A 26,977-nucleotide genomic window follows, 5' to 3' on the forward strand; every position below is an offset into this window, starting at 1 on the left:
GAAGTTTTGCGCAAGGCCAACAATATGTCCGCTGCCCTCTACCGCTTGATCCTCGCCATCACATTCTTATTGCCGATGGCCTCATACGCCGGCGAAGCCGAAGACTTCGTCGCCGCCAACCCGACCCAGCAGGCCAAGCTCCTGGAAGCCTGGGCCGCGCAGCCCGACCCGGCACGCGTTGAATTGATCAATGCCCTGCAGCAAGGCCAATTGACCATCGACGGCCAGCCAAAGACCCTGCGCCTGAACAACCGTTTGCGAGGGCTGATCGAAACCGCTCTCGCCAGCCACCAGCTACTCGCCGTGGACGCCCGCGTACGCCTGACTGCCGCGCAGCAGTTGCAAAAAAGTGCCCGCCCCGCGCAACTGGCGTTCCTTGATCGGCAACTGGCCGGCGAGCAGGACGAAGACGTGCATGCCGCGCTGAGCCTGGCCCTGGCGAACCTGCAGCTGGTCGATGCCAATCCTGCCGTGCGCCTGGCCGCCGTCCGCCTGTTGGGGGAAACCGGCGACCCGCTGGCCCGCACCCGCCTGGAAACGCTGCTCGAACCCGGCGTCGAAACCGATGCCGCCGTGCGCACCGCCGCCGAAACCAGCCTCGGCCAGGTCAAGCGCAAACTGCTCATCGGCGAGCTGCTGGGCCAGGCCTTCAGCGGCATGTCCCTGGGCTCGATCCTGCTGCTCGCCGCCCTCGGCCTGGCAATCACCTTCGGCCTGCTCGGGGTGATCAACATGGCCCACGGCGAGATGCTGATGCTCGGCGCCTACTCCACGTATGTGGTGCAGATGCTGTTCCAGCGCTTCGCCCCGAACGCCATCGAGTTCTACCCGCTGATCGCCCTGCCGGTGGCGTTTTTCATCACCGCGGCCATCGGCATGGCACTGGAGCGCACGGTGATCCGCCACCTCTACGGGCGCCCGCTGGAAACCCTGCTCGCCACCTGGGGCATCAGCCTGATGCTGATTCAGCTGGTGCGCCTGGTGTTCGGCGCGCAGAACGTCGAAGTCGCCAACCCGGCCTGGCTCTCGGGTGGGATCCAGGTGCTGCCGAACCTGGTGCTGCCGTACAACCGCATCGTGATTATCGCCTTTGCGCTGTTCGTAGTGGTCCTGACCTGGCTGTTGCTGAACAAGACGCGCCTGGGCCTGAACGTGCGCGCCGTGACCCAAAACCGCAACATGGCCGCCTGCTGCGGCGTGCCCACCGGGCGGGTCGACATGCTCGCTTTCGGCCTCGGCTCGGGCATCGCCGGGCTCGGCGGCGTGGCTTTGAGCCAGATCGGCAACGTCGGCCCGGACCTGGGCCAGAGCTACATCATCGACTCGTTCCTGGTGGTGGTGCTCGGCGGCGTCGGCCAGTTGGCCGGTAGCGTGTTCGCCGCGTTCGGCCTGGGCATCGCCAACAAGATCCTCGAACCGCAGATCGGCGCCGTGCTCGGCAAGATCCTGATCCTTGCGCTGATCATTCTGTTCATCCAGAAGCGTCCGCAAGGTCTCTTCGCGCTTAAAGGACGGGTAATCGACTGATGAACCAGCCCCTGATGCTCACGGCCACACAAAAGGCCGGTCCCAAACTCACCGTTGCCGTCGGCGCGCTGATCCTCGCCGTGCTGCTGAGCCTGCCGTTGCTGTCGTTGCTGGCGGCGGACAATCCGCTGCACATCTCGGCCTACACGCTGACCCTGGTGGGCAAGATCCTCTGCTATGCCATCGTCGCCCTGGCGCTGGACCTGGTCTGGGGCTACGCCGGCCTGCTCTCCCTCGGCCACGGCCTGTTCTTCGCCCTGGGCGGCTACGCCATGGGCATGTACCTGATGCGCCAGGCCGCCGGTGACGGCGTTCCGGCATTCATGACGTTTTTGTCGTGGACCGAACTGCCCTGGTACTGGGCCGGCACCGACAGTTTCCTCTGGGCGCTGTGCCTGGTGGTGCTGGCACCGGGTTTGCTGGCACTGGTTTTCGGCTTCTTCGCGTTTCGCTCGCGGATCAAGGGCGTGTATTTCTCGATCATGACCCAGGCCCTTACCTTCGCCGGGATGCTGCTGTTTTTCCGCAACGAGACGGGTTTTGGCGGCAATAACGGCTTCACCAATTTCCGTTCGATCCTGGGCTTTGGCATCACCGAGCCGGGCACCCGCGCGGTGCTGTTTTTTGCCACGGTGCTGTTGCTGGTGGCGAGCCTGTTCATCGGTTGGCGCCTGGCCCGCAGCAAGTTCGGACGGGTGCTGACGGCCCTGCGCGATGCGGAAAACCGCCTGATGTTCTGCGGCTACGATCCCCGTGGTTTCAAGCTGTTCGTCTGGGTGCTGAGCGCAGTGTTGTGCGGCCTGGCGGGGGCGCTGTACGTGCCGCAGGTGGGCATTATCAACCCCAGCGAAATGTCGCCAACCAACTCAATCGAAGCTGCCGTGTGGGTGGCCCTTGGCGGGCGCGGCACGCTGATCGGACCGCTGCTGGGCGCTGGCGTGGTCAATGGCATGAAGAGCTGGTTCACCGTGGCGTTTCCTGAGTACTGGCTGTTCTTCCTCGGCGCGTTGTTCATTGTCGTGACGCTGTATCTGCCCAAGGGCGTGATCGGCTTGCTGAAGAAAAGGGGCGAATGATGCGAATCACACCCACGGCGGACTTCATGCTCGAACCGATTATTGACCCCAACAAAGATCAGGGCAGCAGCCGCGATGCGATCGGCCTCGGCCAAGCCGCTGGCGTGGGCCTGAACACCCGCCACGGCACCATCCTGACCCTGGAAGACATCAGCGTCAGCTTCGACGGTTTCAAGGCGCTCAACGATCTGAACCTGTACATCGGCGTCGGCGAATTGCGCTGCATCATCGGCCCCAACGGTGCCGGCAAGACCACCTTGATGGACGTCATTACCGGCAAGACCCGGCCCAGCCACGGCAAGGCCTGGTTTGGCGAAACCCTGGACCTGACCAGCATGAGCGAAGTGCAGATTGCCCAGGCCGGTATCGGCCGCAAGTTCCAGAAGCCGACGGTGTTCGAAGCCCTGAGCGTGTTCGAGAACCTGGAGCTGGCGCTCAAGACCGACAAATCGGTATGGGCCAGCCTGCGGGCGAAACTGACCGGCGAACAACATGACCGTATCGGCGAAGTGCTTGAAACCATCCGCCTCACCGCCTCGGTCAATCGCGCCGCCGGGTTGCTGTCTCACGGGCAGAAGCAATTTCTGGAGATTGGCATGCTGCTGGTCCAGGACCCGCAACTGCTACTGCTCGACGAGCCGGTGGCGGGCATGACCGACGCCGAGACCGACTTCACCGCCGAGCTGTTCAAGTCCCTGGCCGGCAAACATTCGCTGATGGTGGTGGAACACGACATGGGCTTCGTCGGCGCGATCGCCGATCACGTCACCGTGCTGCACCAGGGCAGCGTGTTGGCCGAAGGGTCGCTGGAGCAGGTGCAGGCCGATGAGCGGGTGATCGAGGTGTATCTCGGTCGATGAGGCGATAGAAGTTGCTTTCCTGTGGGAGCGAGCCTGCTCGCGAAGCAACGGAACATTCAACACGAATATCGACTGACACATCGCTTTCGCGAGCAGGCTCGCTCCCACAGGGGGCATAAGGGGATTCAAGACAATGCTGCAAGTCGACAAGCTGCACCAGTACTACGGCGGTAGCCACATCCTGCGGGGCCTGTCGTTCGACGTGAAGGTCGGCGAGGTGACGTGCCTGCTGGGCCGCAACGGTGTGGGCAAGACCACCCTGCTCAAATGCCTGATGGGCCTGCTGCCGGCCAAGGAAGGCGTGGTGAGTTGGGAAGGCAAGGCCATCACCGGCTTCAAGCCGCACCAGCGGGTACATGCCGGCATCGCCTATGTGCCCCAGGGCCGGGAAATTTTCGCTCGGCTGACGGTAGAAGAAAACCTGCTGATGGGCCTGTCGCGTTTCCCGGGTTCCGAGGCCAAGGAAGTACCGGCCTTCATCTATGAACTGTTCCCGGTGTTGCTACAGATGAAACAACGCCGCGGCGGTGACCTGTCTGGTGGCCAGCAACAGCAGCTCGCCATTGGCCGGGCCCTGGCCAGCCGTCCGCGCCTGCTGATTCTCGACGAGCCCACCGAAGGCATCCAGCCGTCGGTGATCAAGGAGATTGGCGCGGTAATCAGGAAACTCGCGGCCCGGGGCGACATGGCGATCTTGCTGGTGGAGCAGTTCTACGACTTCGCCGCCGAGCTGGCCGATCAGTACCTGGTGATGTCCCGGGGCGAGATCGTCCAGCAAGGCCGCGGCGAAAATATGCAAGCCGAGGGTGTGCGCGGGCTGGTAACGATCTAGTCTTGGCGTCCCGACGATAATCAGAAAATCATGAATCTACCTGTATCGCCCTCCGCCCTGTTCACCCCCAGCTGGCACGCCGAGCTGGACTTGGGCTATGCCCGATTCGGCGACTGCACGCGTCCGGTCCAGCGTCGCCACAAAGGTCCACTGCGGGTGCAGAAACACCTGTACGCCGAAGGTCCCGAAGTCTGCCAGCACATCATCGTCCACCCGCCCGGCGGGATTGCCGGCGGTGATCAGCTGGACATCTCGGCTCACGTCGGCCCCGGTGCCTGGGCGCAACTGACCAGCCCCGGCGCGGCCAAGTGGTACCGCGCGGCCGGCCCGGCGTACCAGCAACTGAAACTGAGCGTGGCTGGCGGTGCGACCCTGGAATGGCTGCCTCAGGAAACCATCGTGTTCAGCGCGGCCCAGGCCGAACTCAGCACCTGCATCGATCTGCAGGGCGACGCCCGGCTGTTCTACTGGGACATGGTTGCCCTCGGCCGACCGGCCAGCGGCGAACGCTTCGACCTCGGCCACTTTCAATCGCGGCTGGACATTCGCCGCGACGGCCAGTTGCTGTGGCATGAACGCCAGCGCATTGTCGGCGGTGACGGCTTGCTCGATTCCCCCATCGGGCTGGGCGGTGATCCGGTGTTTGCGACGTTGCTGGTGACCGGCGAGATCGACAGCGAGCTGCTGGAGCGCTGCCGATCCCTCGGCCATGCCGTGCGCGGCGACCTGACCCAGTTGCCCGGCCTGGTCGTCGCCCGCTGCCTGGCGAGCGAGGCATTACTGGCGCGCGGGTGGTTGATTGAATTGTGGCGCTTGCTCAGGCCCGCATTGCTCGGACGAGAAGCCATGCCACCGAGAATCTGGAGTACTTAGTTATTTCGTCTGTGGGAGCGAGCCTGCTCGCGAAAGCAATAGAACATCCAACATGATTGTTGACTGACACACCGCTTTCGCGAGCAGGCTCGCTCCCACAGTGGAATGTGTCTACCGCAAAATTTTATCTGCCCTTACTGGACTGCACATGGACCTGACCCCACGCGAAAAAGACAAGCTGCTGATCTTCACCGCCGGCCTCGTCGCCGAGCGGCGCCTGGCTCGTGGCCTGAAGCTCAACTATCCGGAAGCCATGGCCTACATTTCCGCCGCGCTGCTGGAAGGCGCCCGTGACGGCCAGACCGTGGCCGAGCTGATGCACTACGGCACAACGCTGCTGAGCCGCGAGCAGGTGATGGAAGGCATTCCGGAAATGATCCCCGAGATCCAGGTCGAGGCGACATTCCCCGACGGCACCAAACTGGTCACCGTCCACCAGCCCATCGCCTGAGGTCGCGGCATGACTTATCAGATTCGTGACGCCCACCCTGCCGACCTGCCGGCGATCCGTGACATCTACAACGATGCGGTCCTCAACACCACGGCGATCTGGAACGAACAGGCTGTGGACCTGGGCAATCGCCAGGCCTGGTTCAGCGCCCGGCAAACCCAGGGTTATCCGGTGCTGGTGATCAGCGACGCCGAAGATGACGTGCTCGGCTACGCTTCATTCGGCGACTGGCGGCCGTTCGACGGTTTCCGCCACACCGTGGAACATTCTGTGTACGTACGCAGCGATCAACGTGGCAATGGCCTCGGCCCGTTGCTGATGAGTGCGCTGATCGAGCGCGCCAGGGCCTGCGGCAAACACGTGATGGTTGCGGCCATCGAGAGCGGCAACGCGGCGTCGATTCGCTTGCACGAGCGGGCCGGTTTTGCCATCACCGGGCAGATGCCTCAGGTGGGCACCAAGTTTGGTCGCTGGCTGGACCTGACCTTCATGCAGTTGGTCCTCAATCCCGGGGCGCTACCGCCCACCATCGACAAGGAGTGATACCGATGAACGCCGCCCAGTTGCGCCGAGTCCACGCTGAAAGCTTCGCGCATTACCGCCAGGGCTTGATTGATCTGCTGCTCGACGCCGTGGGCTATGGCGCCAGCGTGGGGTTCATGGCTGACCTCGATGCCGTCCAGGCCCGCGCCTATTTCGACGAGGTCCAGGCCAGCCTCAACCAAGGCAACCTGCTGCTGTGGGTGGTGGTCAAGGACGAGCAGGTGCAAGCCAGCGTCCAGCTCGCGCTGTGCCAGAAGCCCAACGGCCTCAACCGCGCCGAAGTGCAAAAGCTGCTGGTGCGCGGCGATGCCCGCCGCCGCGGCCTCGGCCAGCAGTTGATGAATGCCTTGGAGCTCGGTGCGCGCCAGCACCAGCGCGGCCTGCTGTACCTCGACACCGAGGCCGGTTCCGAGGCCGAGGCGTTCTACCGCGCGATGGGCTACACCCGCGTCGGCGAACTGCCCGACTACTGCCAGAGCCCGGACGGGACCTACAGCCCGACCGCCATCTACTACAAGACTTTGGGGCAACCGCAATGATTCCAGGCCAGTACCAGGTCCAGCCCGGCGACATCGAGCTCAACGTCGGCCGCCGTACCCTCAAGCTGAACGTCGCCAACAGCGGCGACCGGCCGATCCAGGTCGGCTCGCACTTTCATTTTTTCGAAACCAACGACGCCCTGGCCTTCGACCGCGCCGCCAGCCGTGGCATGCGCCTGAACATCCCGGCCGGCACGGCGGTGCGCTTCGAACCGGGCCAGAGCCGCGAGGTGGAACTGGTGGACCTGGCCGGGCACCGGCGGGTTTATGGGTTCGCCGGACGAATCATGGGCGAATTGGACTGAAGCGCCTCTGTGGCGAGGGAGCTTGCTCCCGCTCGGTTGCGCAGCAACCGCAAAAAAGCGAGGGCCACTACGTAGCCCAGCGGGAGCAAGCTCCCTCGCCACAATGGACTGCATACGACTTAAGAACCTCAAGGCGAGCACATGAAGATTTCGAGACAAGCCTACGCCGACATGTTCGGCCCCACCGTCGGCGACAAGGTTCGCCTGGCCGATACCGAGTTGTGGATCGAAGTGGAAAAGGACTTCACCACCTACGGCGAAGAAGTGAAGTTCGGCGGCGGCAAGGTGATTCGCGATGGCATGGGCCAGAGCCAGTTGCTGGCCGCCGAGGTGGTCGACACGTTGATCACCAACGCACTGATCGTTGACCACTGGGGCATCGTCAAGGCCGATGTCGGCCTCAAGGACGGGCGCATCGCGGCGATCGGCAAGGCCGGCAACCCGGACATCCAGCCCGACGTGACCATCGCCATCGGCGCGAGCACCGAAGTGATCGCCGGCGAAGGCATGATCCTCACCGCCGGCGGCATCGACACCCACATCCACTTCATCTGCCCGCAGCAGATCGAAGAAGCGCTGATGAGCGGTGTCACCACCATGATCGGCGGCGGCACGGGCCCGGCTACCGGGACCAACGCCACCACCTGCACCTCCGGGCCGTGGCACCTGGCGCGCATGCTCCAGGCCGCCGACGCGTTCCCGATGAACATCGGTTTCACCGGCAAGGGCAACGCCAGCCTGCCGGAGCCGCTGATCGAGCAGGTGAAGGCCGGGGCCATCGGCCTGAAGCTGCATGAAGACTGGGGCACCACGCCGGCGGCCATCGACAACTGCCTGAGCGTGGCCGACCAGTACGATGTGCAGGTGGCGATCCACACCGACACCCTCAACGAATCCGGCTTCGTCGAAACCACCCTGGCGGCGTTCAAGGGCCGCACCATTCACACCTACCACACCGAAGGGGCCGGTGGCGGTCATGCACCGGACATCATCAAGGCCTGCGGTTTTCCTAACGTGTTGCCCAGCTCCACCAACCCGACCCGGCCGTTCACCCGCAACACCATCGACGAGCATCTCGACATGTTGATGGTCTGCCACCACCTGGACCCGAGCATCGCCGAAGACGTGGCCTTCGCCGAAAGCCGCATCCGCCGTGAAACCATCGCTGCCGAAGACATTCTCCATGACCTCGGCGCGTTCTCGATGATCAGCTCCGACAGCCAGGCCATGGGCCGCGTCGGCGAGGTCATCACCCGCACCTGGCAAACCGCCGACAAGATGAAAAAGCAGCGCGGCGCCCTGCCCGGCGATGGCGCCGGTAACGACAATTTCCGCATCAAGCGCTACATCGCCAAGTACACCATCAACCCGGCGATCACCCATGGCATCAGCCATGAGGTGGGCTCCATCGAAGTCGGCAAATGGGCCGACCTGGTGTTGTGGCGCCCGGCGTTCTTCGGCGTCAAACCGACTTTGATTCTCAAGGGCGGGGCGATTGCCGCCAGCCTGATGGGCGATGCCAACGCCTCGATTCCGACACCACAACCGGTGCACTACCGGCCGATGTTCGCCAGCTACGGCGGTTCACGACACGCCACCAGCCTGACCTTCATCAGCCAGGCCGCCGCCGAGGCGGGCCTGCCGGAGCAATTGGGCTTGAAGAAACGGATCGCAGTGGTGAAAGGTTGTCGCGATGTGCAGAAGACCGACCTGATTCACAACGACTACCTGCCGAGCATCGACGTCGACCCGCAAACCTATCAGGTCAAGGCCGATGGCGTGCTGTTGTGGTGTGAACCGGCGGATGTGCTGCCGATGGCGCAGCGGTATTTTCTGTTTTGAGCGGATAACTGGCCGAACGCAAACTCCGTGGCGAGGGAGCTTGCTCCCGCTGGGGTGCGAAGCGGCCCTCGCTTTTGGGCGGTTGCTGCGCAACCGAGCGGGAGCAAGCTCCCTCGCCACAGGGTTTTATGTCCAGCCTGCCTCATTCGACCAACCGCCCCAGCCGCTGCTTGAGCATGCGGTTTTCGCTGCGCAGCTGCTGCACCTCTTCCAGCAGGTCCAGCGCCAGGGCGACGCCTTCCCATTCCAGCTCCAACTCGCGGCGCAGCTTCGCTGCACGCCGGGCCAGGACCAGTTCGTAATCAGTGAAACGCCAGTCCGTGGGGGCCGTGCCGTGAGGTTCGAGAATGCCGTGTTCGACGATTTCAATCACATGGACATCGGCCAACGCAGCGGCCTCACAGAATTCCATCAGGTTCAGTTCAATGATCGGGTTGTTCATGGTCTGCTTCTCCCAATGCTTCAACTGTCGAGTCTAGCCATGATCCTCGGTTCAGAAGTTCTCCCGTGGATCAAATGCGGCTTTCTTCGCCAGCTCCGCCCACAGCGCCTTGACCGATTCGTCGCTGGCCTTGGGCATCACGGCCTTGAGCTGCACGAACAGGTAACCGCGCTCGCCGGCCTTGTTGCGCAGGCCGTGGCCCTTGGCGCGCATGCGCTGGCCGTTCTGGCTGCCGGCCGGCACCTTGAGGTTGATCTTGCCGGTGAGGGTCGGCACCGCCACCTCGGTGCCCAACGCCAATTCCCACGGCGCCAGGGGCAAAGTGATGATCAGGTCCTGGCCTTCGACATCGAACTTGGGGTGCGGGGCGAAACGAATGGTCAGGTACAAGTCGCCATTGGCGCCGCCACCGATGCCGGGCGCGCCCTGGCCCTTGAGGCGGATGCGCTCGCCATCGGTCACTCCCAGCGGGATCTTCACGTTAAGGCTTCTGCTGGCATTGCTCACATGCTGGCCCGCGGCGTTGTACTGCGGCACCTGGAAGCTGACCTTCTTCGATTCGTTCGACAGGGTCTCTTCCAGGAAGATCGGTAATTCCATTTCCACGTCTTGCCCCCGACGGCCGGCGCTGCGACCCGATTGTCCGCCACCGAAACCCGGCCCGCGATTGCCAAAGATCGAACTGAAGAAATCCGAGAAATCGCCAGTGTCCTGCCCGCCAAAACCACCACGGCTCTGCCACCCCGGCGGCCCCTGGAACGGCTGGCCGTGCTGGCCATAGCGGCGCAAGTCATCGTACTCGGCGCGTTTGTCCGCACTCTTCAGCGCTTCATACGCCTCGGAGACGTCCTTGAACTTGGTCTCCGCGTCTTTCTCTTTGCTTACATCCGGGTGGTATTTGCGCGCCAGTTTGCGATAGGCGGCCTTGATCGTGGCGTCGTCGGCCGTCGGCTCCACACCCAGGATCTTGTAATAGTCTTTGAAATCCATCTAAGCATCACCATCCGTTATCGATGTCGCACCGCCACGCACGGCATGCCCGGATGACCGGACAGCGGGTTGACCGGCCTCAAGATTGTGACCGGACGGTGCATCAGAAGTTTATCGGCAGCTGGCGGCGGATCTTGTACCGCCCTGTGCCACCAGACCCATGCCAGCAAGTTTGGGGGGCCGACGCGGTCTTTCAAGGCCGGGGTTTGCGAATTAGTGGACAACCGGCCTTCGAATCCGCGTCGCACTGGCATACACTGCGCGGCCGTTTTTACGACCGGAACTGAAAGACATGAAAAACCCATCCCCGGCGCGTGCCTGCGGTATTGACTTCGGCACGTCCAACTCCACCGTCGGCTGGCTGCGCCCCGGCATGGAAACGTTGATCGAGCTGGAGGACGACAAGATCACCTTGCCCTCGGTGGTCTTTTTCAATCTTGAGGAACGTCGCCCGGTCTACGGTCGCCTGGCACTGCACGAATACCTGGAAGGCTACGAAGGCCGGCTGATGCGCTCGCTAAAGAGCCTGCTGGGTTCCAAGCTGATCAAGCACGATACCAGCGTGCTCGGCACGGCGATGCCGTTCAAGGATCTGCTGGGGTTGTTCATCGGCCAGTTGAAGAAGCGTGCCGAAGCCACCGCCGGGCGGGAATTCGAAGAAGTGGTGCTGGGGCGTCCGGTGTTTTTCGTTGATGACGATGAAATGGCCGACCAGGAAGCCGAGAACACTTTGGTGGACGTGGCGCGGGCCATCGGTTTCAAGGAAGTCTCCTTCCAGTACGAACCCATTGCGGCGGCGTTCGATTATGAATCGACCATCGAAAAAGAAGAGCTGGTGCTGATCGTCGACATCGGCGGCGGTACTTCGGACTTCTCCCTGGTGCGCCTGTCTCCCGAGCGCCGCATGCACGACAACCGTCACGCCGACATCCTCGCCACCGGCGGCGTGCACATCGGCGGCACCGATTTCGACAAGCAGCTCAGCCTGCAAGGCCTGATGCCGCTGTTCGGCTACGGCAGCCGGATGAAAAGCGGCGCCTACATGCCCACCAGCCATCACATGAACCTGGCGACCTGGCACACCATCAACGCGGTGTATTCGCAAAAGTCCACGTTGGCCCTGGGCAGCATGCGCTACGACATCGAAGACACCGGCGGTATCGACCGGCTGTTCAAGCTGATCGAACAGCGTGCCGGGCATTGGCTGGCGATGGAAGTGGAGGAAACCAAGATTCAGCTGACCCACGCCGACCAGCGCCACGTGGCCCTGGACCGGATCGAGCGGGGCCTGAGCGTGGACCTGAGCCGCGCCTTGTTCGAATCGGCGATCGACGGCCTGCTGGACCGAGTGCGCAACAGCGTCACGCAACTGCTCAACGATGCCAACGTGCGGGTTGATCAAGTCGACACGGTGTTCTTCACCGGCGGCTCCAGCGGCATTCCGGCGCTGCGCAACAGCGTCGCGGCGATGCTGCCCCTGGCGCGCCATGTGGAAGGTAATATCTTCGGCAGTATTGGCAGCGGGTTGGCGATCGAGGCGATGAAGCGGTATGGCAGCCAGGTCTGATCCAGGACCGAGGCGCGTCCTTCGCGAGCAGGCTCGCTCCCACAGTCAACCGCATCCTACTGTGGGAGCGAGCCTGCTCGCGAAAGCGTTGGACCAGGCAATACAACTACCCGATCAAACCATCCCCACCTGCTTCAACTCGCTCTTGAGATACGCATAGTAGATCGGCCCCGCCACCACACCCGGCAGGCCGAACGCGGCTTCGAACACCAGCATTGCCATGAGCAGTTCCCACGACTTGGCACTGATCTGCCCGCCGACGATGCGGGCGTTGAGGAAGTATTCGAGCTTGTGGATCACGATCAGGTAACCCAGCGCCGCCACGGCCACCCAGATCGACAGCGACAGGGCGACGATGGTGATCAGGGTGTTCGACATCAGGTTGCCGATCACCGGCAACAGCCCCAGCAGGAACGTCATCACGATCAGGGTCTTGGTCAACGGCAATTGAATGCCGAACAGCGGCAGCACCACCGCCAGGAAAATCCCGGTGAAGAAGGTGTTGAGCAGGGAAATCTTGATCTGGGCAAAAACGATGTTGCGAAACGCCTTCACCAGCAGGTTCAGGCGGTCGAACAGCGCGGCGGCCAGGGGCTTGCGCTTGGTCAGGTCGGGGATGCGCTGCAAGGCGATGATGGCGCCCAGCACCATGCCGATCAGCAACGTCACGAACATGTGCGCCGCGTCCTTGCCCACCAGCTGCAGGTCGCTCAGGTGCTTGCTCACCCAGTCGCCGATCGCCACCCGGAACTCGGCGGCGCTGGCCGGCAGGTAGGCGTCGATGAACGGCGGCAATTGCCCACGGGCGCGGTCGACCACGCCCATGAATTTATCCAGGGATGCGCCCGGGTTTTCCGCTTCGTGCAGCAGGAAACTGAAGGCCCCGGCGAAAATCAGGCTCAGCACACTGACCACCAGCGTGCCCAACAATGCTACCGCCAGCCAGCGGGCACGCCGGCCTTCGATCAGTCGTTGCAACTGCGGGGTGAGCATGTTGACCAGCTCGAACACCAGCAGCCCGGCCAAAAGGCTTGGCAACAGGCGCAGCGGCAACACCAGCAACAACCCACCAAAAATGATCACCCAACTGATCACCAACAACACATGACGCTGAGAAAACGTTGGCATACAGCCCCAGGACAAAAAAACGACATGAAAGGATCGGCAGTCTGCCAGCGTTCCGCTGGCAGCACTAGGGATTGTATCGGCCGATCCTGGCCGGGGTTCAGACGTTTTTTGGTTTCTTGCTCCGGCCTCATCGCGAGCAGGCTCGCTCCCACATCGGATTGGCGTTGGCTGGGTCCAATGTGGGAGCGAGCCTGCTCGCGATGGGGCCCTGGAGGGGTCAGAAAAATCCCGGTGCTTACTGTTTCTTCAGGCAATCACTCATGAACGCCTTGCGCGCATCGCCCTTCAAGGCCTGGGCCGTCGCCGTGGCGTTGCAGGTCTTCATGCGTTCCTGCGGTGTACTGGGTTCAGCGGCGGCCGGAGTGGCCTTCAGGCAGTTGCTCATGAAAGCCTTGCGTTCGTCACCCTTGAGGGCCTTGGCGGTGGCGTCGGCGTTGCAGGTGGTCATCTTGGTCTGTTGGGCGGTGGCGGCGAAGCCCTGGGAACACAGCAGCAGGCCGATCATCAACAAAGGGACACGCAGCATCTTCATGGTGTTTCTCCTGGTTGCCGCCTGAGAAGGACGGCGATGAAGTGCAGTGTAGACAAAGCCTGTTACACCTTCATCGCCAGATCTTCATTGCTTGATCTACCGCTTTCGCGAGCAGGCTCGCTCCCACAATTGACCCCAGAGCTGCATCCACTGTGGGAGCGAGCCTGCTCGCGAAGAACGATAACGCGGTCCAACTGATGCGCTACACCCCGGCATCCTTCAACCGCTGCGCATGCTCGACAAACAGCCGGATCGGCTCCGCTCCCCTGCCCACCAGTCCCAGCGACTGATTGACCACGTCGAAATGGTCCAGCGGATAATCATCACGAATCACCGTGCCCAGGTGCGAGCTGTAGCGCCCGACCATGCCGTCGCACTGCCCGGCTTCGCGCACGAAGGTGCGCGCGAACAGCCGGCAGCTGCGATTGGTGCCGTCCAACAGGTTGCGGCCCCTGTCGGTCTTGCCCGGCTGCAGAGTCCCGGACCACGAGTAATAACGCACCCCATTGACTTCTTCCGGCCCCTGCCCGCCCCAGGTCTGCGGCAGGCCTTGTGGATAACGCTCGTTGAACAACGCCACGCCGGCAGTCGTCAGCGAGGCGTGGGAGGCGCGGATGTCCACTGGCAATTTCGGTCCGTGATAGCCGGTGTCGAGCAGGCTCATCAACGCGTTGATCAGCCGCAGAAAAGCGCTGAGCAACCGCCCTTTGGCGCTGTCGGCCGGATAATGGTCTTGCAGGTAATCGGCCAGTTCGGACCCGTGGTTGGTGCCGGCCACCGATGTGACCGAGGCGACCAGATCCGGGCGCAGGGCGGCTGCGTAGCGGGCAGTGAGAGCGCCCTGGCTGTGGCCGATCAGGTTGACCTTTTGCGCGCCGGTTTCCCTGAGAATCTCCTCGATCCGTGCCAGCAATTGCTCGCCGCGAACTTCGGACGAATGCAATGGCGAAACCTTCACCGCGACCACCACGGCTCCACCCCGGCGCAACGCCTCGACGATGCCATACCAATACGGATACAACACCAGGCGAATGAACCCAAGCATGCCCGGGACCAGCACCAGCGGGTAGCGAGTGGCGCAGCGTTGCGACATGGCGACGTCCTTGTGATCAAGAGGTGGTCAGCATCGGTACCGATGATGACCAGTCTATGACACACCCGCCACTTCGGCCCGCGTCGTCAATCGAAGGCGCCGACGCCAGCCCCCGTTGAACCGATCGAGCCCCGTTCAGAATGTTCGCGCCAGCGCCAGCAAGCGCCGCTCGGCCTCGGCATAGGACCGCGCGAAGCTGTGCTCGGCCGACTCCTCTCCTTCAGCGGCCACCACCGTCACGTCGCTGATGCCGATAAATCCCAGGACCGTGCGCAGCAGCGTATCGGCGTGGTTCATGGATTCCAGCGAGCCTCCAGGGCCGAAGCCGAAATCGCCACGGCTGGTCACGATCAGGGCCTTCTTGCCCAGCACCAACGGCTGATATTGCGAGACACCGTTATCCAGGCTGTGGTTGAACGTCACGCCAATCCGCACGATCTGGTCGATCCAGGCCTTCACGCCGCTAGGCACGCCGAAATTATGCATGGGTGCGGAAATCACCAGCCGGTCATGGGCCTGCAGCTCCGCTACCAACGCATCGCTCAAGGCCAGGTCGGCCTGCATGGTCAACGGCCTTGCCTGAGGCTCGGGGTGGAACGCCGCGGCAATAAAGGCTTCGTTGACCGGAGGAATAACGGTCCGACCGACCTCGCGGCGGGTCGGCTGGGTATGTGGATTGGCGGCCTGCCAAGCCGCTATGAAAGCCTCCGTCAGACGCCGGGAATGGGAACGCTCGCCGCGAGGGCTGCCATGTACGACAAGAATATTGCTCATCTGAAACTCCTCGACTGTGACTACACTGGAAACCACGTATGGCTCTCAGACTGAGGCCTAAACCTGCATCAGCTCAAATGAGCGCTAGTTGACCGGGATGAACTGTTCTCATCCATTGGAGATTCCAGATGTTTGCTGCCCTGCCACTCAACGCGTTGCGTGCCTTCGAATCCGCTGCACGATTGCTCAGTTTCAAGGCCGCGGCGGCTGAGCTGTCGGTAACGCCCACGGCGATTTCCCATCAGATCCGCTCACTGGAAACCTGGCTGGGTGTGCAACTCTTTGAGCGCCTGCCTCGCCAGGTGCGGCTGACCGAAGGTGGCCAACGCTTGTTCCACAGCCTGCACGGTGCCTTGCTGGAAGTGGCGCAAAGCGTCGATACCCTGCGCCCGCAACGCAGCACCGCGCATCTGACGATTTCCACCACCGCCGCGTTCGCGGCGCTCTGGCTGGTGCCGCGCCTGGGTCGGTTCTACGCGCGCCATCCCACCATCAATGTCCGCCTGGACACGCACTGCGAAGTGATCGACCTGCACCAGGACGCCAGCGTGGACATGGTGGTGCGCTATAGCCTGGAGAACTACCCGAACCTGTATGGCATGTGCCTGTTCGATGAATACTTCGGTGTATATGGGTCACCGGAGCAAATAGCCGCTCTGGCGACCCGACAACCGACGACGTTGATCAGTGTGCGGTGGCACAACACCAAACTTTATGCCCATGGCTGGGACGCCTGGTGCGCGCGGGCGGGAGAAACCTGGCTGACCCGTCAGCCCTGCATACGCGAATACGACGAGGAGCACTACGCCCTGCAAGCGGCAATTGCCGGGCAAGGCCTGGTCCTGGCGAGCAACGTGCTGGCCTCCGAAAGCGTCGCAAGCGGCCTACTGGTCGCTTACCACCCGCACGTCCAGGTCAACGGCGCGGGCTACAGCGCCTTATGCGTTCCGGGCCGGGAACGCCATCCGCCAGTACGAGCGTTCTTCAAATGGCTGGAGGAAGAAGCGCGGCAGTCCGGGCACGCACTGACGAGTTCGATGAAACTGTTCCAGGACCGTGTCAGCCAGAACCAGAGCAATCATGCTGGCAAAACTTGAGACTCCGGAATGCTCGCTGGAGGAAGCTCGACAATCAATGAGTTCGCGGCGGCCGGCAGGCCGCGCCGCACCTTTTGTTCAATACCGTTTCTTTCGTAACGGGCTGAACTGAGTTGCCTTGTGGAAACATTCACATTGACCTGTCCCACTACATGCTTGCCTGTGAAACGCTGCTTGAAAAAAAGCTCATCAATACATTGCGCGGTGCGAAACCTCACAGACAACGTATGAACAACCGGGCCCACGCCTATCAGGCTGACATGCACGAAAACAGTCGTATCGGACTTATCCTTCGCCTGAGCAGGTGAAAGCAACTGCTCCCTGATTGCAGCACCCAACGCCTCTGAACCCAGCGCATCCTCAACACTGGCTATCAGCCGCTCAAGCTGCGCCTGCAGCTTGACATCCGATATCAATTTTTCCCCGAGCAAGTCGCTCAGCACAATGATAGCCTCGTCCTTCGGCTCGAAACTGGACGCTTTATTCGCCAGGGTCGTCCATTCCAGATTTTCCATGGCGCGAGAATAACCTGCGCGCCATTTCGCCAAGGCATCAAACTTGTCACCGGTCGAGCGAGCGTACAGATGCGAATAGAGCAACGAATATTTAAGTTTCTGCCGCCACTCCTTCGGCACTCCTTCCGAAATAGACAACAGCCCTTCCGGGAGGAGCAGGATTTCCTCATTCAACATGACAGACCACCTTCTAAGAAGGGTTGCTCATTCGAACAACCCCATGGGCGCTTATAATGTGATCCCATTGAAGAAGTCGTCAGAGCTCTTATCCAGTTGCTGGTAGATTCTGTCCCGGTTCCGATCATGTACGCGCATATTGAGCTCGACCATCGTAGCCACGCGCTTCATTCGAAGGCGCGATACTTTCCATTTCCAGAACCAAGCGCCGCCTTGATTTGAAGAGAGACTGCAGTCGACAGCCAGGAAAGCAGTTATCGCTGTTCCATTTGCGGACTGGATGCAGGGTACAATCCTGAAATCCTTGTCCGCACCTTTTTTACTGTTCTTATCAAAAAGATTGACCAGCTTTTCATCGGATTGCAACCGACCAAATACGTTACCCAAAAGTTGCAGCATCGCCGGAGCGTTTCGTCCCGCCACCCCCTGGATAATATCCAGAACGATGGCATCCATCGTCAGGCTTTTCTGTGAAGTCGTGAGCTCCTGATAAGTGTTACTGGTGATCGTCCATCCGCAATGCCTCATTGCAGCACCATATAGCTCGTGCCACTGGATGGGCTCTATGTTCTTGCTGTACTTGGAGTTGGCAACACGTTCAGCAAAATGAATACTGTCCGCTGCCGCCTGCTTTTTATCTTCGTCCAGATTATCGGCAAATCCGATAATGGCAGGATCTTCATTAGCCAATAACATGCCGGCCTTGGAAACCGACTGAGTCGCCGAATCTGCAGCCATTGTAAAGTGGGCATTTTTTGGTGCATCAGCAGAAAAATCGGCAAGCGCAACGGGCGCAAGCCTTACCGAATCAAAAAAGCGCCTGCTCTCTTCGGCGTCGGGCAATAAAATACTCATGACACTTATCCTTTAACTAGATGGTTGTTGTTCTTGGCAGCCACATGACTGCAGGCAAGAACTTAGTCACCCAAGCCCGGATTTACCACAGTTCATCCATGACCGTTTGTTGCCACCGCCCAGGCATTCGCGTGCAACCCTATCCGATTCGTTAAAAATCAAGATAGATTTACAATTCGACTAACCAACTAACCAACCGCGCCGAATACAATCGGCAAATTTCTACTGCCTGCCTTCGGCGCGGTTATCCGCTACCTCACAGGCGCAATCAATCCTTTACCGTTTTCGGCGCCTTGCCGGCCTTCATCTGTTCAAGCAACGGTGCACACTGGTTCGGCTCGCCGCCGCTGGGAGCGACCAACGCCAGCAACCCCGCCGCCGGCGCGGCGATGACACCCAGCGCGACCATTCCGGCCCCACGCAACATCAGCGGCACGGCCTTCACCCCGGCGGCGGGCTTGGCGAAGGTGCCTCGTACGTACAGCGGCGAACGCAGGGAAATCAATCGCCAGCCCTTGGACTCCGGGGTAACAGTCAGGTCCAGTTGTTCAGTGGCCATATTCGCCGTGCCATCGATATAGATGATCGCGTTCTCGGTATCGAATACAAACAGGCGAGTGGTCGCCAGACCGGTCTTGATGCCGAAATCAGCCGCCGCGCAATTGATCTTCACTTCCTTGTCGCCGAAGATTTTTCCTACCACATAGTTGCCAACGTTCAACCCTGCCAGCTCCATCAACTCCCGACTGATAGCGCCGTCGTTGATGAGCATTTTCAAGTTGCCATTGGCGGTGCCCAGCAACGCCGCTACCGAATTACCTCGGCCGGACAGATCGGCATCGCCATTGAGCTCGCCGAAACTGGTTTTCATCGGTTCGAAACCCGGGAAAAGCTGCTTGAGCTTGAAGCCTCGCGCGGTCAGTTTCGCCTGGCCTTCGAGGGGCCGAGTCTGTCCATTGAGGCGAATCTGCGCATCGAGACGGCCACCAGCCACGCCAAAGCGCAAGGGCTCAAGGCTCAACTGGCCATTGTTCAGCAGCAAATGAGTGTAGAGGTCGGTGAAGGGCAATTGCTCGCTATGGACGATGCGCTTGCCGGTGAACTCCACGTCGGCATCCATTACGCTCCAGCGCTCAGTGCGGAATTCTTCCACCGGCAAGACCTTGTCGGACGGTTGTTTGCTGGCACCGCCGCGCGCCTTCTGTTGCGTGTTGGAGTCGGCGCCGATAAGCGGCGCCAGGTCGCTGAACAGCAGTTGATCGGATACCAGCGCGCCAGTGAGTTTCGGTCTCGGCTGGCTGGAAACATAAGCCAGGTCGCCGCGAATATCGCTTTCGCCAATCTTGCCGTTGAACGCCTCGTAGCGGAACTGCGCCCCCTCCGGTTCGTGGAGCTTGGCGATCAGGCGACCATCGGTGGCATAGGGCGGCGAATCCGGCAGCGTCACGCCAGTCAACGGGTAAAGATTGGCCAGGCTTTTACCGGCCAGTTTCAGACGCAGGTCCAGGGCGCCAAGGTTCTTCGGGTCGGTAAGGGTGCCGGCCAGCTCGATGCGGGTGTCGGCAATCTTCGCCTGGGCCTGCAGGGGAAAGGGTTGCGATGCATCCTGCAAGGCCAGCAAACCACCGACCTTGCCGGAACCGCTCAGGTTCTGTCCTTGATACTGCCCGTCAGCCTTGAAAGCAAAGGCGTAGTCTTGTGGTGCCGCACCTTGTTCCCGGGCTTTGTTCGCAGTCTTTTCACCGACGATATCGCTGAATGGAATGGGTTTGCCCAACGGGTCGATCAACACTTCGAGCCTGGTCTTGAGCGTCTGGTCATCCAGCGTGACATGCCCCTTGTCAAAGCCGATGGCACCGATATCGACCGACCAACTGGACGGCTCGGCGTCCGGGTCCTTCGGATCGAACTGGAAGGTCCAGTTGGCGCGCCCATCAGCCAGGCGCTGCAGGCTGGCGTTGGGTTCGGTCAGGTCGATGCGCGGGATCGCCACCCGCCGGGCCAACAGGGCCAAGGGCGAAATACGTAGCTCGACGCGCTTTAGCGTGACCATTTGCGGGGTTTTCGACCAGTCCGGGTTTCCCAGGCTCAAATCTTCGGCCACGACATGGGGCCATGGCACAAAGGCGCGCCAGCCGCCTTCCTGCGGTTCGCGCTGCCAGATCACCGCCAGGTTGCCATTGATTGCGAATGGACGATGCAACTCCTCGGAAATCTTCGCGTTGAGCGTGGGCTTGAGGCGGTTCCAGTCGAAGAAAGCGATGACCAGCACAAGCGCGGCCAGCAGTGCGATGAGGCAGGCAAAGCCCCAGGCGAAAATTTTTGAGGTGCGCGTCATGCACAAGGCTCCTGACAAATTTGGCGTGCAGACCGCGACGCCTGAGGCAAGGCGAACCGCTACTGGCTCACTGCCGATAAACGATTGGACTGCCGAAACGGCCGACAGGTTTACCACCAAGCGCGACGACCGGCACGAAAAAACGCCTCGGAACCTGACCGGTTCGACAGCTACCTGTTACCGCGCCCGCACTTTTGCGGGGCGCGAGTGGGTACAAACTACCCACTCCAGGGCAAAACCGCCCCTCTGAAAGGCCCGTTCTAGAGCCTTCCCGCAGAACAATCAATTCCGTTGATTATTACCATTGTGTTTATGAACTTTTATATCGACTTATCGAGAGTAGCATTGCCCTCGTACCCACTTTTCAGCCCTCTCGAGGAGCAACGATCATGAAACGCCAACTACTGATGAGTCTTTCCCTTTCCCTGCTGGCCTCTACCGCTTTCGCTTTGCCAGCTTCCGAACAGGCCACGCCACAAGTCAAGGACAGCCATTCTGTCTATAGCCAGACCGTAGCCGAAGGTGGCCGTGACCGCCTGGAAGAGAAAGGCCTGGTCGAAGGTGGTTCCGACCGCACCCCACAAGGCCAAACCCTGGCGGCTGACGGTTCCGACCGCACCCCACAAGGCCAGACCCTGGCGGCTGACGGTTCCGACCGCACTCCACAAGGCCAGACCCTGGCGGCTGACGGCTCCGACCGCACTCCACAAGGCCAGACCCTGGCGGCTGACGGTTCCGACCGCACCCCACAAGGCCAGACCTTGGCGGCTGACGGCTCCGACCGCACCCCACAAGGCCAGACCCTGGCGGCCGACGGCTCCGACCGCACCCCACTGGGCGAAACCCTGGCCGCTGACGGTTCCGATCGCACTCCACAAGGCCAGACCCTTGCCGAAGGCGGTGGTGACCGCGTAATCGAACGCAACAGCGCAGTGAGCTGAGCCCATGGTGGCCCATAAAAAAGCCCGATTCCCTGAATCGGGCTTTTGACTTTTCAAGCCCCTCGTTTTCCCGACTGATCCGTCCCTACCGTTCGACGCCGCCAAAGACGATTTGCTAGAGTGCATCGCTCCCATGACCTGGAAGTCAGCCCTGCAATGCTTCCCCGCGCCGAACAGAAACAACAGACCCGAAATGCCCTGATGGATGCAGCGCGCCACTTGATGGAGTGCGGCAGGGGATTCGGCAGCCTGAGCCTGCGCGAAGTCGCCAAGACAGCCGGCATCGTACCCACCGGGTTCTATCGACATTTCGACGACATGGACCAGCTTGGCCTGGCGCTCGTCAGCGAAGTCGGGCAGACGTTTCGCGAAACCATCCGGCTGGTGCGCCACAACGAATTTGTCATGGGCGGCATCATCGATGCGTCTGTGCGGATTTTTCTCGACGTGGTGCATGCCAACCGATCGCAGTTTCTGTTCCTGGCCCGCGAGCAGTACGGCGGCTCCCTGCCGGTACGCCAGGCCATCGCGAAGCTGCGCGAAGACATCAGCTCGGACCTCGCCGCCGACCTGGCATTGATGCCCAAGTTGCAACACCTGGACCTTGCGGGACTCAGCGTGATGGCCGACCTCGTCGTCAAGAGTGTCTTCGCCACCCTGCCGGATATCATCGACCCGCCCGCGAAAGCGCTCCCCGAACATCTCACCCCCCAGGCGAAGATTACCCAGCAACTACGGTTCATCTTCATCGGCCTCAAGCATTGGCACGGGTTGGGTAGCACCGAATAATCGCCTGCCCCACCACCTTCCATGTGGGAGCGAGCCTGCTCGCGAAAGCGCCGGGTCAGCCAGCATCGATTTTCCTGATGCACCGCTTCGCGAGCAGGCTCGCTCCCACAATGTCTTGCGCGCGACTCAAAGTGGTGCAAGCCTTCCCAAAGCGCACCATAACGGCACGAAGCCCGCCCCATCCAGGAACGCCATCCCCCGCCATTTCCTACATCCCCTTCGATTGGCAAGCCCCTTGCTATAAACACAGCACCGTTCATTGCTGGAAGCACTCCGATGCTGGTTATCCACCGCAGAATCGACACTCAACCGCGCTGGGACGCCGAGCTGCACCTGATCTTTGACGCCCGCAGCAAAAGCCGTCTGCGCTGTTTCAGTGCCGAGGGTGAAGACGTGGGATTGTTCTTGGAGCGAGGCCAGCCGCCGCTGTACGACGGTGAATGCCTTCAGGCCGAAGATGGGCGCATCGTGCGTGTCTGCGCCCGTCCTGAACAATTGCTCCACGTTACCTGCGCCAATGCGTTCGAACTGACCCGTGCTGCCTACCACTTGGGCAATCGCCACGTTGCCCTGCAGGTGGGCAATGGCTGGTTGCGCCTGCTGGATGATTACGTGCTCAAGGCGATGCTTGAGCAACTGGGCGCCAGCGTCGAATCCATTGAAGCGCCGTTCCAGCCGGAACACGGCGCTTATGGCGGCGGCCATCATCATTCCCGGCACGGCGACGAAGATTTCAATTACGCACCGCGCCTGCACCAGTTCGGCGTGCGTTCATGAACCCGGCCTGGGCGCTGCTGCGCCTGGCCAGTCCGCAACTGCCGATTGGCGGCTACAGCTACTCCCAGGGCCTGGAAATGGCTGTGGATAACGGCCTGGTCAAGACGCCTGACGACGCACGCCGCTGGATCAGCGATCAGATGCTACTGAACCTGGCGCGTTTCGAAGCGCCCTTGCTGCTGGCTCATTGCAGGGCGGCCGCTGCCGACGATTGGCACGCGCTGCTGGAGCTTTGTGAACAACACCGTGCCAGCCGGGAAACCCGCGAGCTGTACCAGGAGAGCCGGCAGATGGGCTACTCGCTGCAACAATTGCTGGCGGGCCTGCCGGAGCTCGACAGCGCCGCGCGCAGCTTCCTTGAACAGCGTAGCGAACCGCACCTGGCGCTGGGCTGGGCCCTGGCGGCCCGTGCCTGGGATATCAAGCCAGAGGATGCCCTCGCCGCCTGGTTGTGGAGCTGGCTGGAAAACCAACTGGCGGTGCTGATGAAAACCCTGCCCTTGGGCCAGCAAGCCGCGCAGAGGTTGACCAGCGAGCTGCTGCCATTGCTGCAACAGGCCCAGCAGATCGCCTCGAACCTCGACCCCGACCATTACGGCAGCGCCGCGTTTGGCCTGTCCCTGGCGTGCATGGCCCATGAGCGCCAGTACAGCCGCCTGTTCCGTTCCTAGGAGAGACACATGAATACACAACCTTTGCGCGTCGGTATTGGCGGCCCGGTAGGCTCCGGCAAGACCGCACTGACCCTGGCTCTCTGCCTGGCCTTGCGCGAGCGCTACAACCTGGCCGTGGTCACCAACGATATCTACACCCGTGAAGACGCTGATTTCCTGGTGCGCAACGAAGCCCTGGCGCCGGAGCGGATCATCGGCGTGGAAACCGGTGGGTGCCCGCACACGGCGATTCGCGAAGACGCCTCGATCAACCTTGAAGCCGTGGACCAGTTGAACCGGCGCTTCCCGGGCCTCGACCTGATCCTGGTCGAGTCCGGTGGCGACAACCTGTCCGCGACCTTCAGCCCCGAGCTATCGGACCTGACCATTTACGTGATCGACGTATCGGCTGGCGACAAGCTGCCGCGCAAGGGCGGGCCGGGCATCTGCAAATCCGACCTGCTGGTGATCAACAAGATTGACCTGGCGCCATTGGTGGGTGCCTCCCTGGAAATGATGAACAGCGATACCCAGCGGATGCGCAACGGCAAGCCCTTCGTGTTCAGCAACCAGAAGACTGGCCAGGGCCTGGACGACATCATCGCCTTCATCGAGCGTCAGGGCCTGCTGAGCGCGGCGTGACTTTCCCCATTCGAACAAGGAAGCTTATCCATGACATTCAAACGTATCCTCGGAACCCTCGCCTTGCTGCTGACCCCAGCTCTGGCCTTCGCCCATCCCGGTCACGGCGATAACGGCCTGATCGCCGGCCTGGGCCACCCCATCGGCGGGCTCGACCATCTGCTCGCGATGTTGGCGGTCGGCTTGTGGGCGGCCCAACAACAAGGCGCCGCGCGCTGGGCACTGCCATGCACTTTCGTCGGGACGATGCTGCTCGGTGGTTTGCTGGGCTTCGAAGGCCTGAATCTACCGGCGTTGGAAAGCGGCATCGCCGCCTCGGTGCTGGCCCTGGGCCTGGCGGTGGCGTTGGCGGTGCGTCCGCCGCTAAGCCTGGCAGTCGGTGCGACCGCGATATTTGCGCTATTCCATGGCGTCGCCCATGGCTTGGAGCTGCCGGACATGTCGAGTCCGTGGGCCTATGCGGTGGGGTTCGTCGCCGCGACGGCGGCGCTGCACGGCGCGGGCTTTGCGCTGGTTCGTGTGTTGCCACGCGCGGCGGCGCCGGTGATCAGGTTGGCCGGGGCTGCTTCGGCGGCGGCTGGGGTCTGGTTGTTGGCCAGCTGAATCTCTGTCGCCCGCACGGGCCTCATCGCGAGCAAGCTCGCTCCCACAGTTTGATCGGTGTACCCCGCCTCCTGTGTTGGAGCCTGCCCCCACAGTTTGATCGGTGTGCACCGGCCCTTGTGGGAGCGAGCTTGCTCGCGATGACGGACTTACAGGCGCCATCTATCTAGAGTCGGTCACTCTGCTACCATGTCGCGCAAACGCCCCCGCCGTGACGACGTCCGCCAATGCCTGAAGCCTCCCGCTCCGCCCTTCTACCCGAATTGACCACGCTGTTCGCCACGGTGCATCAGCAGTTTCACGATGTAATCGTGCCGATGTGGCAAGGTTCGGGCTGGAATGCCGAGCTGGCGTTGCCCTACGAGTCCCTGGATACCCAGCACAAGCCGCTGCCGCCCCAGCGTTATCGCGCCATGGCCTGTGCGCGGCAGTTGTATGTGTTCGCCAGCCTGATCGGCGAAGTGCCGCAGGCCGAGGAGCGGGCCGCCGCGCTGTTTCGCTCGCTGCAACGGCACTTCCACGATGCCGAACATGGCGGCTGGTTCTACAGCATCGACCCGCAGGGGATACCGCTGGATACCGGCAAGGATCTGTACACCCACGCCTTCATCCTGTTCGCCTGCGCCCATTACTGGGGCAAGGTTCGCGAACCGCTGGTGGAGTCGGTGCTCAACGCGGCCCTGGAAATCATCGCGCGACGCTTCGCCACTGGCGACGGTCTCTACGAAGCCAGCCTCGGCCGCGACTGGTCGACAGCCGAGACCGGCCCGCTGCAGAACCCGTTGATGCATCTGGCAGAAGCTTTTCTCGCGACCCTTGCGGTTCGCGACGATGCCGCTGTTCGCCAAGCGTTGCTGAGCCTGTGCGAGGGGATGTTCAAGTGCTTCGTTGATCCGCAACGACAAGTCATGATGGAGAAACCGCTCAAGGCTGTGGATAACTGGTTCGAGCCGGGGCATCAGTTCGAGTGGTATTTCCTGCTGGCCTCATCGCCCTTGTTGCGTGACGGCAAACTGCACCTGGCCTTGGAACGCAGCTTCGGCGATACCGAACAACAAGGCGTCGATCCGGATACCGCTGGCGTTTGCGCCATGCTGGCCCTGGAGCCGCAGACGGCTCCGCGCGATGCAACCCCACGCATCTGGGCCCAGGCGGAATACCTGCGGGCACTTACGTTGCGCCCAGGAAGCGAAGGGATTTTGCTGCGTCAATTACGGGCGTTGCAGCAACATTTCCTACATCCCCTGGGCTGGAACGAATGCCTTGATGCCAACGGCAATGTCAGCCGCCGGGACATGCCGTCCACTACGCCCTACCACCTGCTGACCTGCTATCGCGGGCTGGCCGAATATCTGTCCTGACACACCTTTGTGGTGAGGGAGCAACTCCCACACCACAAAAAGCTCATCTCGAAGACCCCGTCAGGCCTTGTTGCGCTCGATGGCGAAGCCGGCCCAGGTCTGGCTCACCGGCATCAGCTCCAGGCTGTTGATGTTGATATGCGCCGGGGTGTTGAGCACCCAGAAGATGGTGTCGGCGATGTCCTGCGGCTGGATCGGCTCGGCGCCGGCGTAAGTCGCGTTGTAGCGCTCCTGGTCACCACCGAAGCGCACCAGGGAAAACTCGCTCTCGCACAGCCCCGGCTCGATATTGCTCACCCGCACGCCTGTACCTTGCAGGTCACAGCGCAGGTTCAACGAGAACTGTTTGACGAACGCCTTGCTCGCGCCATACACGTGGCTGCCCGGATACGGATAGTTGCCGGCGATGGAGCCCAGGTTGACGATCCCGGCGCCGCGCCCATGGGCAATCAGCCGCGGCAACAGCAGGCGGGTGCTGTAGATCAGGCCCTTCACATTGGTGTCGACCATGGTGTCCCAGTCATCGAGGTCGCACTTGGGCGCCGGGTCGACGCCCAGGGCCAGGCCGGCGTTATTGATCAGCCCGCGCAATTTGGCGAACGAAGGCGGCAGGCTGGCGATGGCCTCTTCCATGGCCTTGCGATCACGCACGTCCAGAACCAGGCCATGGACCTCGGTCTGCTTCGATAACTCGGCACAGAGGGCGCTGAGGCGCTCTTCACGACGACCGGTCAGCACCAGTTTCCAACCGGCCTCGGCAAAACGACGGGCACAGGCTTCACCAAAACCGGACGTAGCGCCGGTGATAAACAGGGTGTCGGACATCGTGTTCTCCTTGCTTGGGCTTCAAACCAT

29 protein-coding genes are annotated in these 26,977 nt (G+C 61.7%); 19 read left to right on the top strand and 10 right to left on the bottom strand.

Going from position 1 to position 26,977, the window contains the following annotated elements; translation table 11 throughout:
* Positions 1–24 precede the first annotated feature (24 nt).
* From urtB to ureC, 10 genes are all read left to right on the top strand, one after another.
* Positions 25–1,527 (top strand): urea ABC transporter permease subunit UrtB, encoded by a 1,503-nt coding sequence (urtB, locus tag J3P89_RS25340; protein WP_434696001.1) that lies wholly within the window; start codon positions 25–27, stop codon positions 1,525–1,527.
* A complete protein-coding gene (gene urtC, locus J3P89_RS25345) occupies positions 1,527–2,603 on the top strand; it encodes an urea ABC transporter permease subunit UrtC (protein WP_434696002.1) in 1,077 nt (358 codons plus the stop codon). The genes urtB and urtC overlap by 1 nt, the downstream gene beginning before the upstream one ends.
* Positions 2,603–3,463: an urea ABC transporter ATP-binding protein UrtD gene (gene urtD, locus J3P89_RS25350; protein ID WP_434698057.1), complete on the top strand. Its 861-nt coding sequence runs from the start codon at positions 2,603–2,605 to the stop codon at positions 3,461–3,463. The genes urtC and urtD overlap by 1 nt, the downstream gene beginning before the upstream one ends.
* Positions 3,464–3,596: 133 nt before the next feature.
* Positions 3,597–4,295, top strand: a complete 699-nt coding sequence (gene urtE, locus J3P89_RS25355; protein WP_434696003.1) for an urea ABC transporter ATP-binding subunit UrtE — start codon at positions 3,597–3,599, stop codon at positions 4,293–4,295.
* 30 nt (positions 4,296–4,325) lie between these two features.
* Positions 4,326–5,168, top strand: coding sequence for an urease accessory protein UreD (locus tag J3P89_RS25360; protein ID WP_434696004.1), 843 nt, complete (start codon positions 4,326–4,328; stop codon positions 5,166–5,168).
* 148 nt (positions 5,169–5,316) lie between these two features.
* Positions 5,317–5,619 (top strand): urease subunit gamma, encoded by a 303-nt coding sequence (gene ureA / locus J3P89_RS25365; RefSeq protein ID WP_003197350.1) that lies wholly within the window; start codon positions 5,317–5,319, stop codon positions 5,617–5,619.
* A 9-nt stretch (positions 5,620–5,628) separates the two neighbouring features.
* A complete protein-coding gene (locus J3P89_RS25370; RefSeq protein ID WP_434696005.1) occupies positions 5,629–6,162 on the top strand; it encodes a GNAT family N-acetyltransferase in 534 nt (177 codons plus the stop codon).
* 5 nt (positions 6,163–6,167) lie between these two features.
* Positions 6,168–6,701, top strand: coding sequence for a GNAT family N-acetyltransferase (locus tag J3P89_RS25375; RefSeq protein ID WP_434696007.1), 534 nt, complete (start codon positions 6,168–6,170; stop codon positions 6,699–6,701).
* Positions 6,698–7,006, top strand: coding sequence for an urease subunit beta (locus J3P89_RS25380; protein ID WP_434696008.1), 309 nt, complete (start codon positions 6,698–6,700; stop codon positions 7,004–7,006). The genes J3P89_RS25375 and J3P89_RS25380 overlap by 4 nt, the downstream gene beginning before the upstream one ends.
* Before the next feature lie 141 nt (positions 7,007–7,147).
* Positions 7,148–8,848: an urease subunit alpha gene (ureC, locus tag J3P89_RS25385; RefSeq protein WP_434696009.1), complete on the top strand. Its 1,701-nt coding sequence runs from the start codon at positions 7,148–7,150 to the stop codon at positions 8,846–8,848.
* A 142-nt stretch (positions 8,849–8,990) separates the two neighbouring features.
* On the opposite strand, the gene J3P89_RS25390 is transcribed toward ureC, so the two are convergent.
* A complete protein-coding gene (locus J3P89_RS25390) occupies positions 8,991–9,290 on the bottom strand; it encodes a chaperone modulator CbpM (RefSeq protein WP_030140113.1) in 300 nt (99 codons plus the stop codon).
* A 51-nt stretch (positions 9,291–9,341) separates the two neighbouring features.
* Positions 9,342–10,280, bottom strand: coding sequence for a DnaJ C-terminal domain-containing protein (locus tag J3P89_RS25395; protein WP_434626342.1), 939 nt, complete (start codon positions 10,278–10,280; stop codon positions 9,342–9,344).
* A 292-nt stretch (positions 10,281–10,572) separates the two neighbouring features.
* Here J3P89_RS25395 and J3P89_RS25400 point away from each other — a divergent pair, with 292 nt between their 5' ends.
* On the top strand, positions 10,573–11,847 hold the full coding sequence (locus J3P89_RS25400) for an Hsp70 family protein (protein WP_434696010.1): 1,275 nt from the start codon (positions 10,573–10,575) through the stop codon (positions 11,845–11,847).
* Between the two features lie 114 nt (positions 11,848–11,961).
* Here the strand turns inward: J3P89_RS25400 and J3P89_RS25405 are convergent, their stop codons facing one another.
* From J3P89_RS25405 to J3P89_RS25420, 4 genes are all read right to left on the bottom strand, one after another.
* Positions 11,962–12,975 (bottom strand): AI-2E family transporter, encoded by a 1,014-nt coding sequence (locus tag J3P89_RS25405; protein ID WP_305497122.1) that lies wholly within the window; start codon positions 12,973–12,975, stop codon positions 11,962–11,964.
* A 235-nt stretch (positions 12,976–13,210) separates the two neighbouring features.
* Positions 13,211–13,507 carry a PsiF family protein gene (locus J3P89_RS25410; RefSeq protein WP_434696011.1) on the bottom strand — a complete coding sequence of 99 codons (297 nt, stop codon included), beginning with the start codon at positions 13,505–13,507 and terminating at the stop codon, positions 13,211–13,213.
* Positions 13,508–13,709: 202 nt separating this feature from the next.
* Positions 13,710–14,600 (bottom strand): alpha/beta fold hydrolase, encoded by an 891-nt coding sequence (locus tag J3P89_RS25415; RefSeq protein WP_434696012.1) that lies wholly within the window; start codon positions 14,598–14,600, stop codon positions 13,710–13,712.
* Positions 14,601–14,735: 135 nt separating this feature from the next.
* Positions 14,736–15,374 (bottom strand): FMN-dependent NADH-azoreductase, encoded by a 639-nt coding sequence (locus J3P89_RS25420; protein WP_434626345.1) that lies wholly within the window; start codon positions 15,372–15,374, stop codon positions 14,736–14,738.
* 128 nt (positions 15,375–15,502) lie between these two features.
* Here J3P89_RS25420 and J3P89_RS25425 point away from each other — a divergent pair, with 128 nt between their 5' ends.
* Positions 15,503–16,471 (top strand): LysR substrate-binding domain-containing protein, encoded by a 969-nt coding sequence (locus tag J3P89_RS25425; RefSeq protein ID WP_434626346.1) that lies wholly within the window; start codon positions 15,503–15,505, stop codon positions 16,469–16,471.
* Here the strand turns inward: J3P89_RS25425 and J3P89_RS25430 are convergent.
* The 3 genes from J3P89_RS25430 to J3P89_RS25440 all read right to left on the bottom strand — a co-directional run bounded on the left by J3P89_RS25430 (position 16,453) and on the right by J3P89_RS25440 (position 20,356).
* Positions 16,453–17,163, bottom strand: a complete 711-nt coding sequence (locus J3P89_RS25430) for a hypothetical protein (RefSeq protein WP_434696013.1) — start codon at positions 17,161–17,163, stop codon at positions 16,453–16,455. The genes J3P89_RS25425 and J3P89_RS25430 overlap by 19 nt on opposite strands.
* Positions 17,164–17,214: 51 nt before the next feature.
* Positions 17,215–18,018: a hypothetical protein gene (locus tag J3P89_RS25435; protein ID WP_434696014.1), complete on the bottom strand. Its 804-nt coding sequence runs from the start codon at positions 18,016–18,018 to the stop codon at positions 17,215–17,217.
* A 268-nt stretch (positions 18,019–18,286) separates the two neighbouring features.
* Complete coding sequence (locus tag J3P89_RS25440; RefSeq protein WP_434696015.1) at positions 18,287–20,356, bottom strand: AsmA family protein; 2,070 nt, start codon at positions 20,354–20,356, stop codon at positions 18,287–18,289.
* 389 nt (positions 20,357–20,745) lie between these two features.
* Between J3P89_RS25440 and J3P89_RS25445 the strand changes: the two genes are divergently transcribed.
* The 7 genes from J3P89_RS25445 to J3P89_RS25475 all read left to right on the top strand — a co-directional run bounded on the left by J3P89_RS25445 (position 20,746) and on the right by J3P89_RS25475 (position 26,122).
* Positions 20,746–21,297, top strand: a complete 552-nt coding sequence (locus J3P89_RS25445; protein WP_434696017.1) for a hypothetical protein — start codon at positions 20,746–20,748, stop codon at positions 21,295–21,297.
* A 156-nt stretch (positions 21,298–21,453) separates the two neighbouring features.
* On the top strand, positions 21,454–22,086 hold the full coding sequence (locus tag J3P89_RS25450; RefSeq protein ID WP_305497134.1) for a TetR family transcriptional regulator: 633 nt from the start codon (positions 21,454–21,456) through the stop codon (positions 22,084–22,086).
* 276 nt (positions 22,087–22,362) lie between these two features.
* A complete protein-coding gene (gene ureE, locus J3P89_RS25455; RefSeq protein WP_434696018.1) occupies positions 22,363–22,863 on the top strand; it encodes an urease accessory protein UreE in 501 nt (166 codons plus the stop codon).
* Positions 22,860–23,534, top strand: a complete 675-nt coding sequence (locus J3P89_RS25460; RefSeq protein ID WP_434696019.1) for an urease accessory protein UreF — start codon at positions 22,860–22,862, stop codon at positions 23,532–23,534. Before ureE ends, J3P89_RS25460 begins: the two co-directional genes overlap by 4 nt.
* A 9-nt stretch (positions 23,535–23,543) precedes the next feature.
* Positions 23,544–24,158 (top strand): urease accessory protein UreG, encoded by a 615-nt coding sequence (gene ureG, locus J3P89_RS25465; protein ID WP_434569978.1) that lies wholly within the window; start codon positions 23,544–23,546, stop codon positions 24,156–24,158.
* 30 nt (positions 24,159–24,188) lie between these two features.
* Complete coding sequence (locus J3P89_RS25470) at positions 24,189–24,761, top strand: HupE/UreJ family protein (protein WP_434696020.1); 573 nt, start codon at positions 24,189–24,191, stop codon at positions 24,759–24,761.
* Between the two features lie 227 nt (positions 24,762–24,988).
* Positions 24,989–26,122: an AGE family epimerase/isomerase gene (locus J3P89_RS25475; RefSeq protein WP_434696021.1), complete on the top strand. Its 1,134-nt coding sequence runs from the start codon at positions 24,989–24,991 to the stop codon at positions 26,120–26,122.
* 60 nt (positions 26,123–26,182) lie between these two features.
* On the opposite strand, the gene J3P89_RS25480 is transcribed toward J3P89_RS25475, so the two are convergent.
* Positions 26,183–26,947 carry an SDR family oxidoreductase gene (locus J3P89_RS25480; protein WP_434569981.1) on the bottom strand — a complete coding sequence of 255 codons (765 nt, stop codon included), beginning with the start codon at positions 26,945–26,947 and terminating at the stop codon, positions 26,183–26,185.
* Positions 26,948–26,977 lie beyond the last annotated feature (30 nt).

The sequence above is a fragment of the Pseudomonas sp. Z1-14 genome, from assembly GCF_051132005.1.
GTDB lineage: Bacteria > Pseudomonadota > Gammaproteobacteria > Pseudomonadales > Pseudomonadaceae > Aquipseudomonas.

Coding starts and splice junctions, on each gene's coding strand:
- urtB (WP_434696001.1), top strand. CDS start 25: ATGTCCGCTGCCCTCTACCGCTTGATCCTCGCCATCACATTCTTATTG.
- urtC (WP_434696002.1), top strand. CDS start 1,527: ATGAACCAGCCCCTGATGCTCACGGCCACACAAAAGGCCGGTCCCAAA.
- urtD (WP_434698057.1), top strand. CDS start 2,603: ATGCGAATCACACCCACGGCGGACTTCATGCTCGAACCGATTATTGAC.
- urtE (WP_434696003.1), top strand. CDS start 3,597: ATGCTGCAAGTCGACAAGCTGCACCAGTACTACGGCGGTAGCCACATC.
- J3P89_RS25360 (WP_434696004.1), top strand. CDS start 4,326: ATGAATCTACCTGTATCGCCCTCCGCCCTGTTCACCCCCAGCTGGCAC.
- ureA (WP_003197350.1), top strand. CDS start 5,317: ATGGACCTGACCCCACGCGAAAAAGACAAGCTGCTGATCTTCACCGCC.
- J3P89_RS25370 (WP_434696005.1), top strand. CDS start 5,629: ATGACTTATCAGATTCGTGACGCCCACCCTGCCGACCTGCCGGCGATC.
- J3P89_RS25375 (WP_434696007.1), top strand. CDS start 6,168: ATGAACGCCGCCCAGTTGCGCCGAGTCCACGCTGAAAGCTTCGCGCAT.
- J3P89_RS25380 (WP_434696008.1), top strand. CDS start 6,698: ATGATTCCAGGCCAGTACCAGGTCCAGCCCGGCGACATCGAGCTCAAC.
- ureC (WP_434696009.1), top strand. CDS start 7,148: ATGAAGATTTCGAGACAAGCCTACGCCGACATGTTCGGCCCCACCGTC.
- J3P89_RS25390 (WP_030140113.1), bottom strand. CDS start 9,290: ATGAACAACCCGATCATTGAACTGAACCTGATGGAATTCTGTGAGGCC.
- J3P89_RS25395 (WP_434626342.1), bottom strand. CDS start 10,280: ATGGATTTCAAAGACTATTACAAGATCCTGGGTGTGGAGCCGACGGCC.
- J3P89_RS25400 (WP_434696010.1), top strand. CDS start 10,573: ATGAAAAACCCATCCCCGGCGCGTGCCTGCGGTATTGACTTCGGCACG.
- J3P89_RS25405 (WP_305497122.1), bottom strand. CDS start 12,975: ATGCCAACGTTTTCTCAGCGTCATGTGTTGTTGGTGATCAGTTGGGTG.
- J3P89_RS25410 (WP_434696011.1), bottom strand. CDS start 13,507: ATGAAGATGCTGCGTGTCCCTTTGTTGATGATCGGCCTGCTGCTGTGT.
- J3P89_RS25415 (WP_434696012.1), bottom strand. CDS start 14,600: ATGTCGCAACGCTGCGCCACTCGCTACCCGCTGGTGCTGGTCCCGGGC.
- J3P89_RS25420 (WP_434626345.1), bottom strand. CDS start 15,374: ATGAGCAATATTCTTGTCGTACATGGCAGCCCTCGCGGCGAGCGTTCC.
- J3P89_RS25425 (WP_434626346.1), top strand. CDS start 15,503: ATGTTTGCTGCCCTGCCACTCAACGCGTTGCGTGCCTTCGAATCCGCT.
- J3P89_RS25430 (WP_434696013.1), bottom strand. CDS start 17,163: ATGTTGAATGAGGAAATCCTGCTCCTCCCGGAAGGGCTGTTGTCTATT.
- J3P89_RS25435 (WP_434696014.1), bottom strand. CDS start 18,018: ATGAGTATTTTATTGCCCGACGCCGAAGAGAGCAGGCGCTTTTTTGAT.
- J3P89_RS25440 (WP_434696015.1), bottom strand. CDS start 20,356: ATGACGCGCACCTCAAAAATTTTCGCCTGGGGCTTTGCCTGCCTCATC.
- J3P89_RS25445 (WP_434696017.1), top strand. CDS start 20,746: ATGAAACGCCAACTACTGATGAGTCTTTCCCTTTCCCTGCTGGCCTCT.
- J3P89_RS25450 (WP_305497134.1), top strand. CDS start 21,454: ATGCTTCCCCGCGCCGAACAGAAACAACAGACCCGAAATGCCCTGATG.
- ureE (WP_434696018.1), top strand. CDS start 22,363: ATGCTGGTTATCCACCGCAGAATCGACACTCAACCGCGCTGGGACGCC.
- J3P89_RS25460 (WP_434696019.1), top strand. CDS start 22,860: ATGAACCCGGCCTGGGCGCTGCTGCGCCTGGCCAGTCCGCAACTGCCG.
- ureG (WP_434569978.1), top strand. CDS start 23,544: ATGAATACACAACCTTTGCGCGTCGGTATTGGCGGCCCGGTAGGCTCC.
- J3P89_RS25470 (WP_434696020.1), top strand. CDS start 24,189: ATGACATTCAAACGTATCCTCGGAACCCTCGCCTTGCTGCTGACCCCA.
- J3P89_RS25475 (WP_434696021.1), top strand. CDS start 24,989: ATGCCTGAAGCCTCCCGCTCCGCCCTTCTACCCGAATTGACCACGCTG.
- J3P89_RS25480 (WP_434569981.1), bottom strand. CDS start 26,947: ATGTCCGACACCCTGTTTATCACCGGCGCTACGTCCGGTTTTGGTGAA.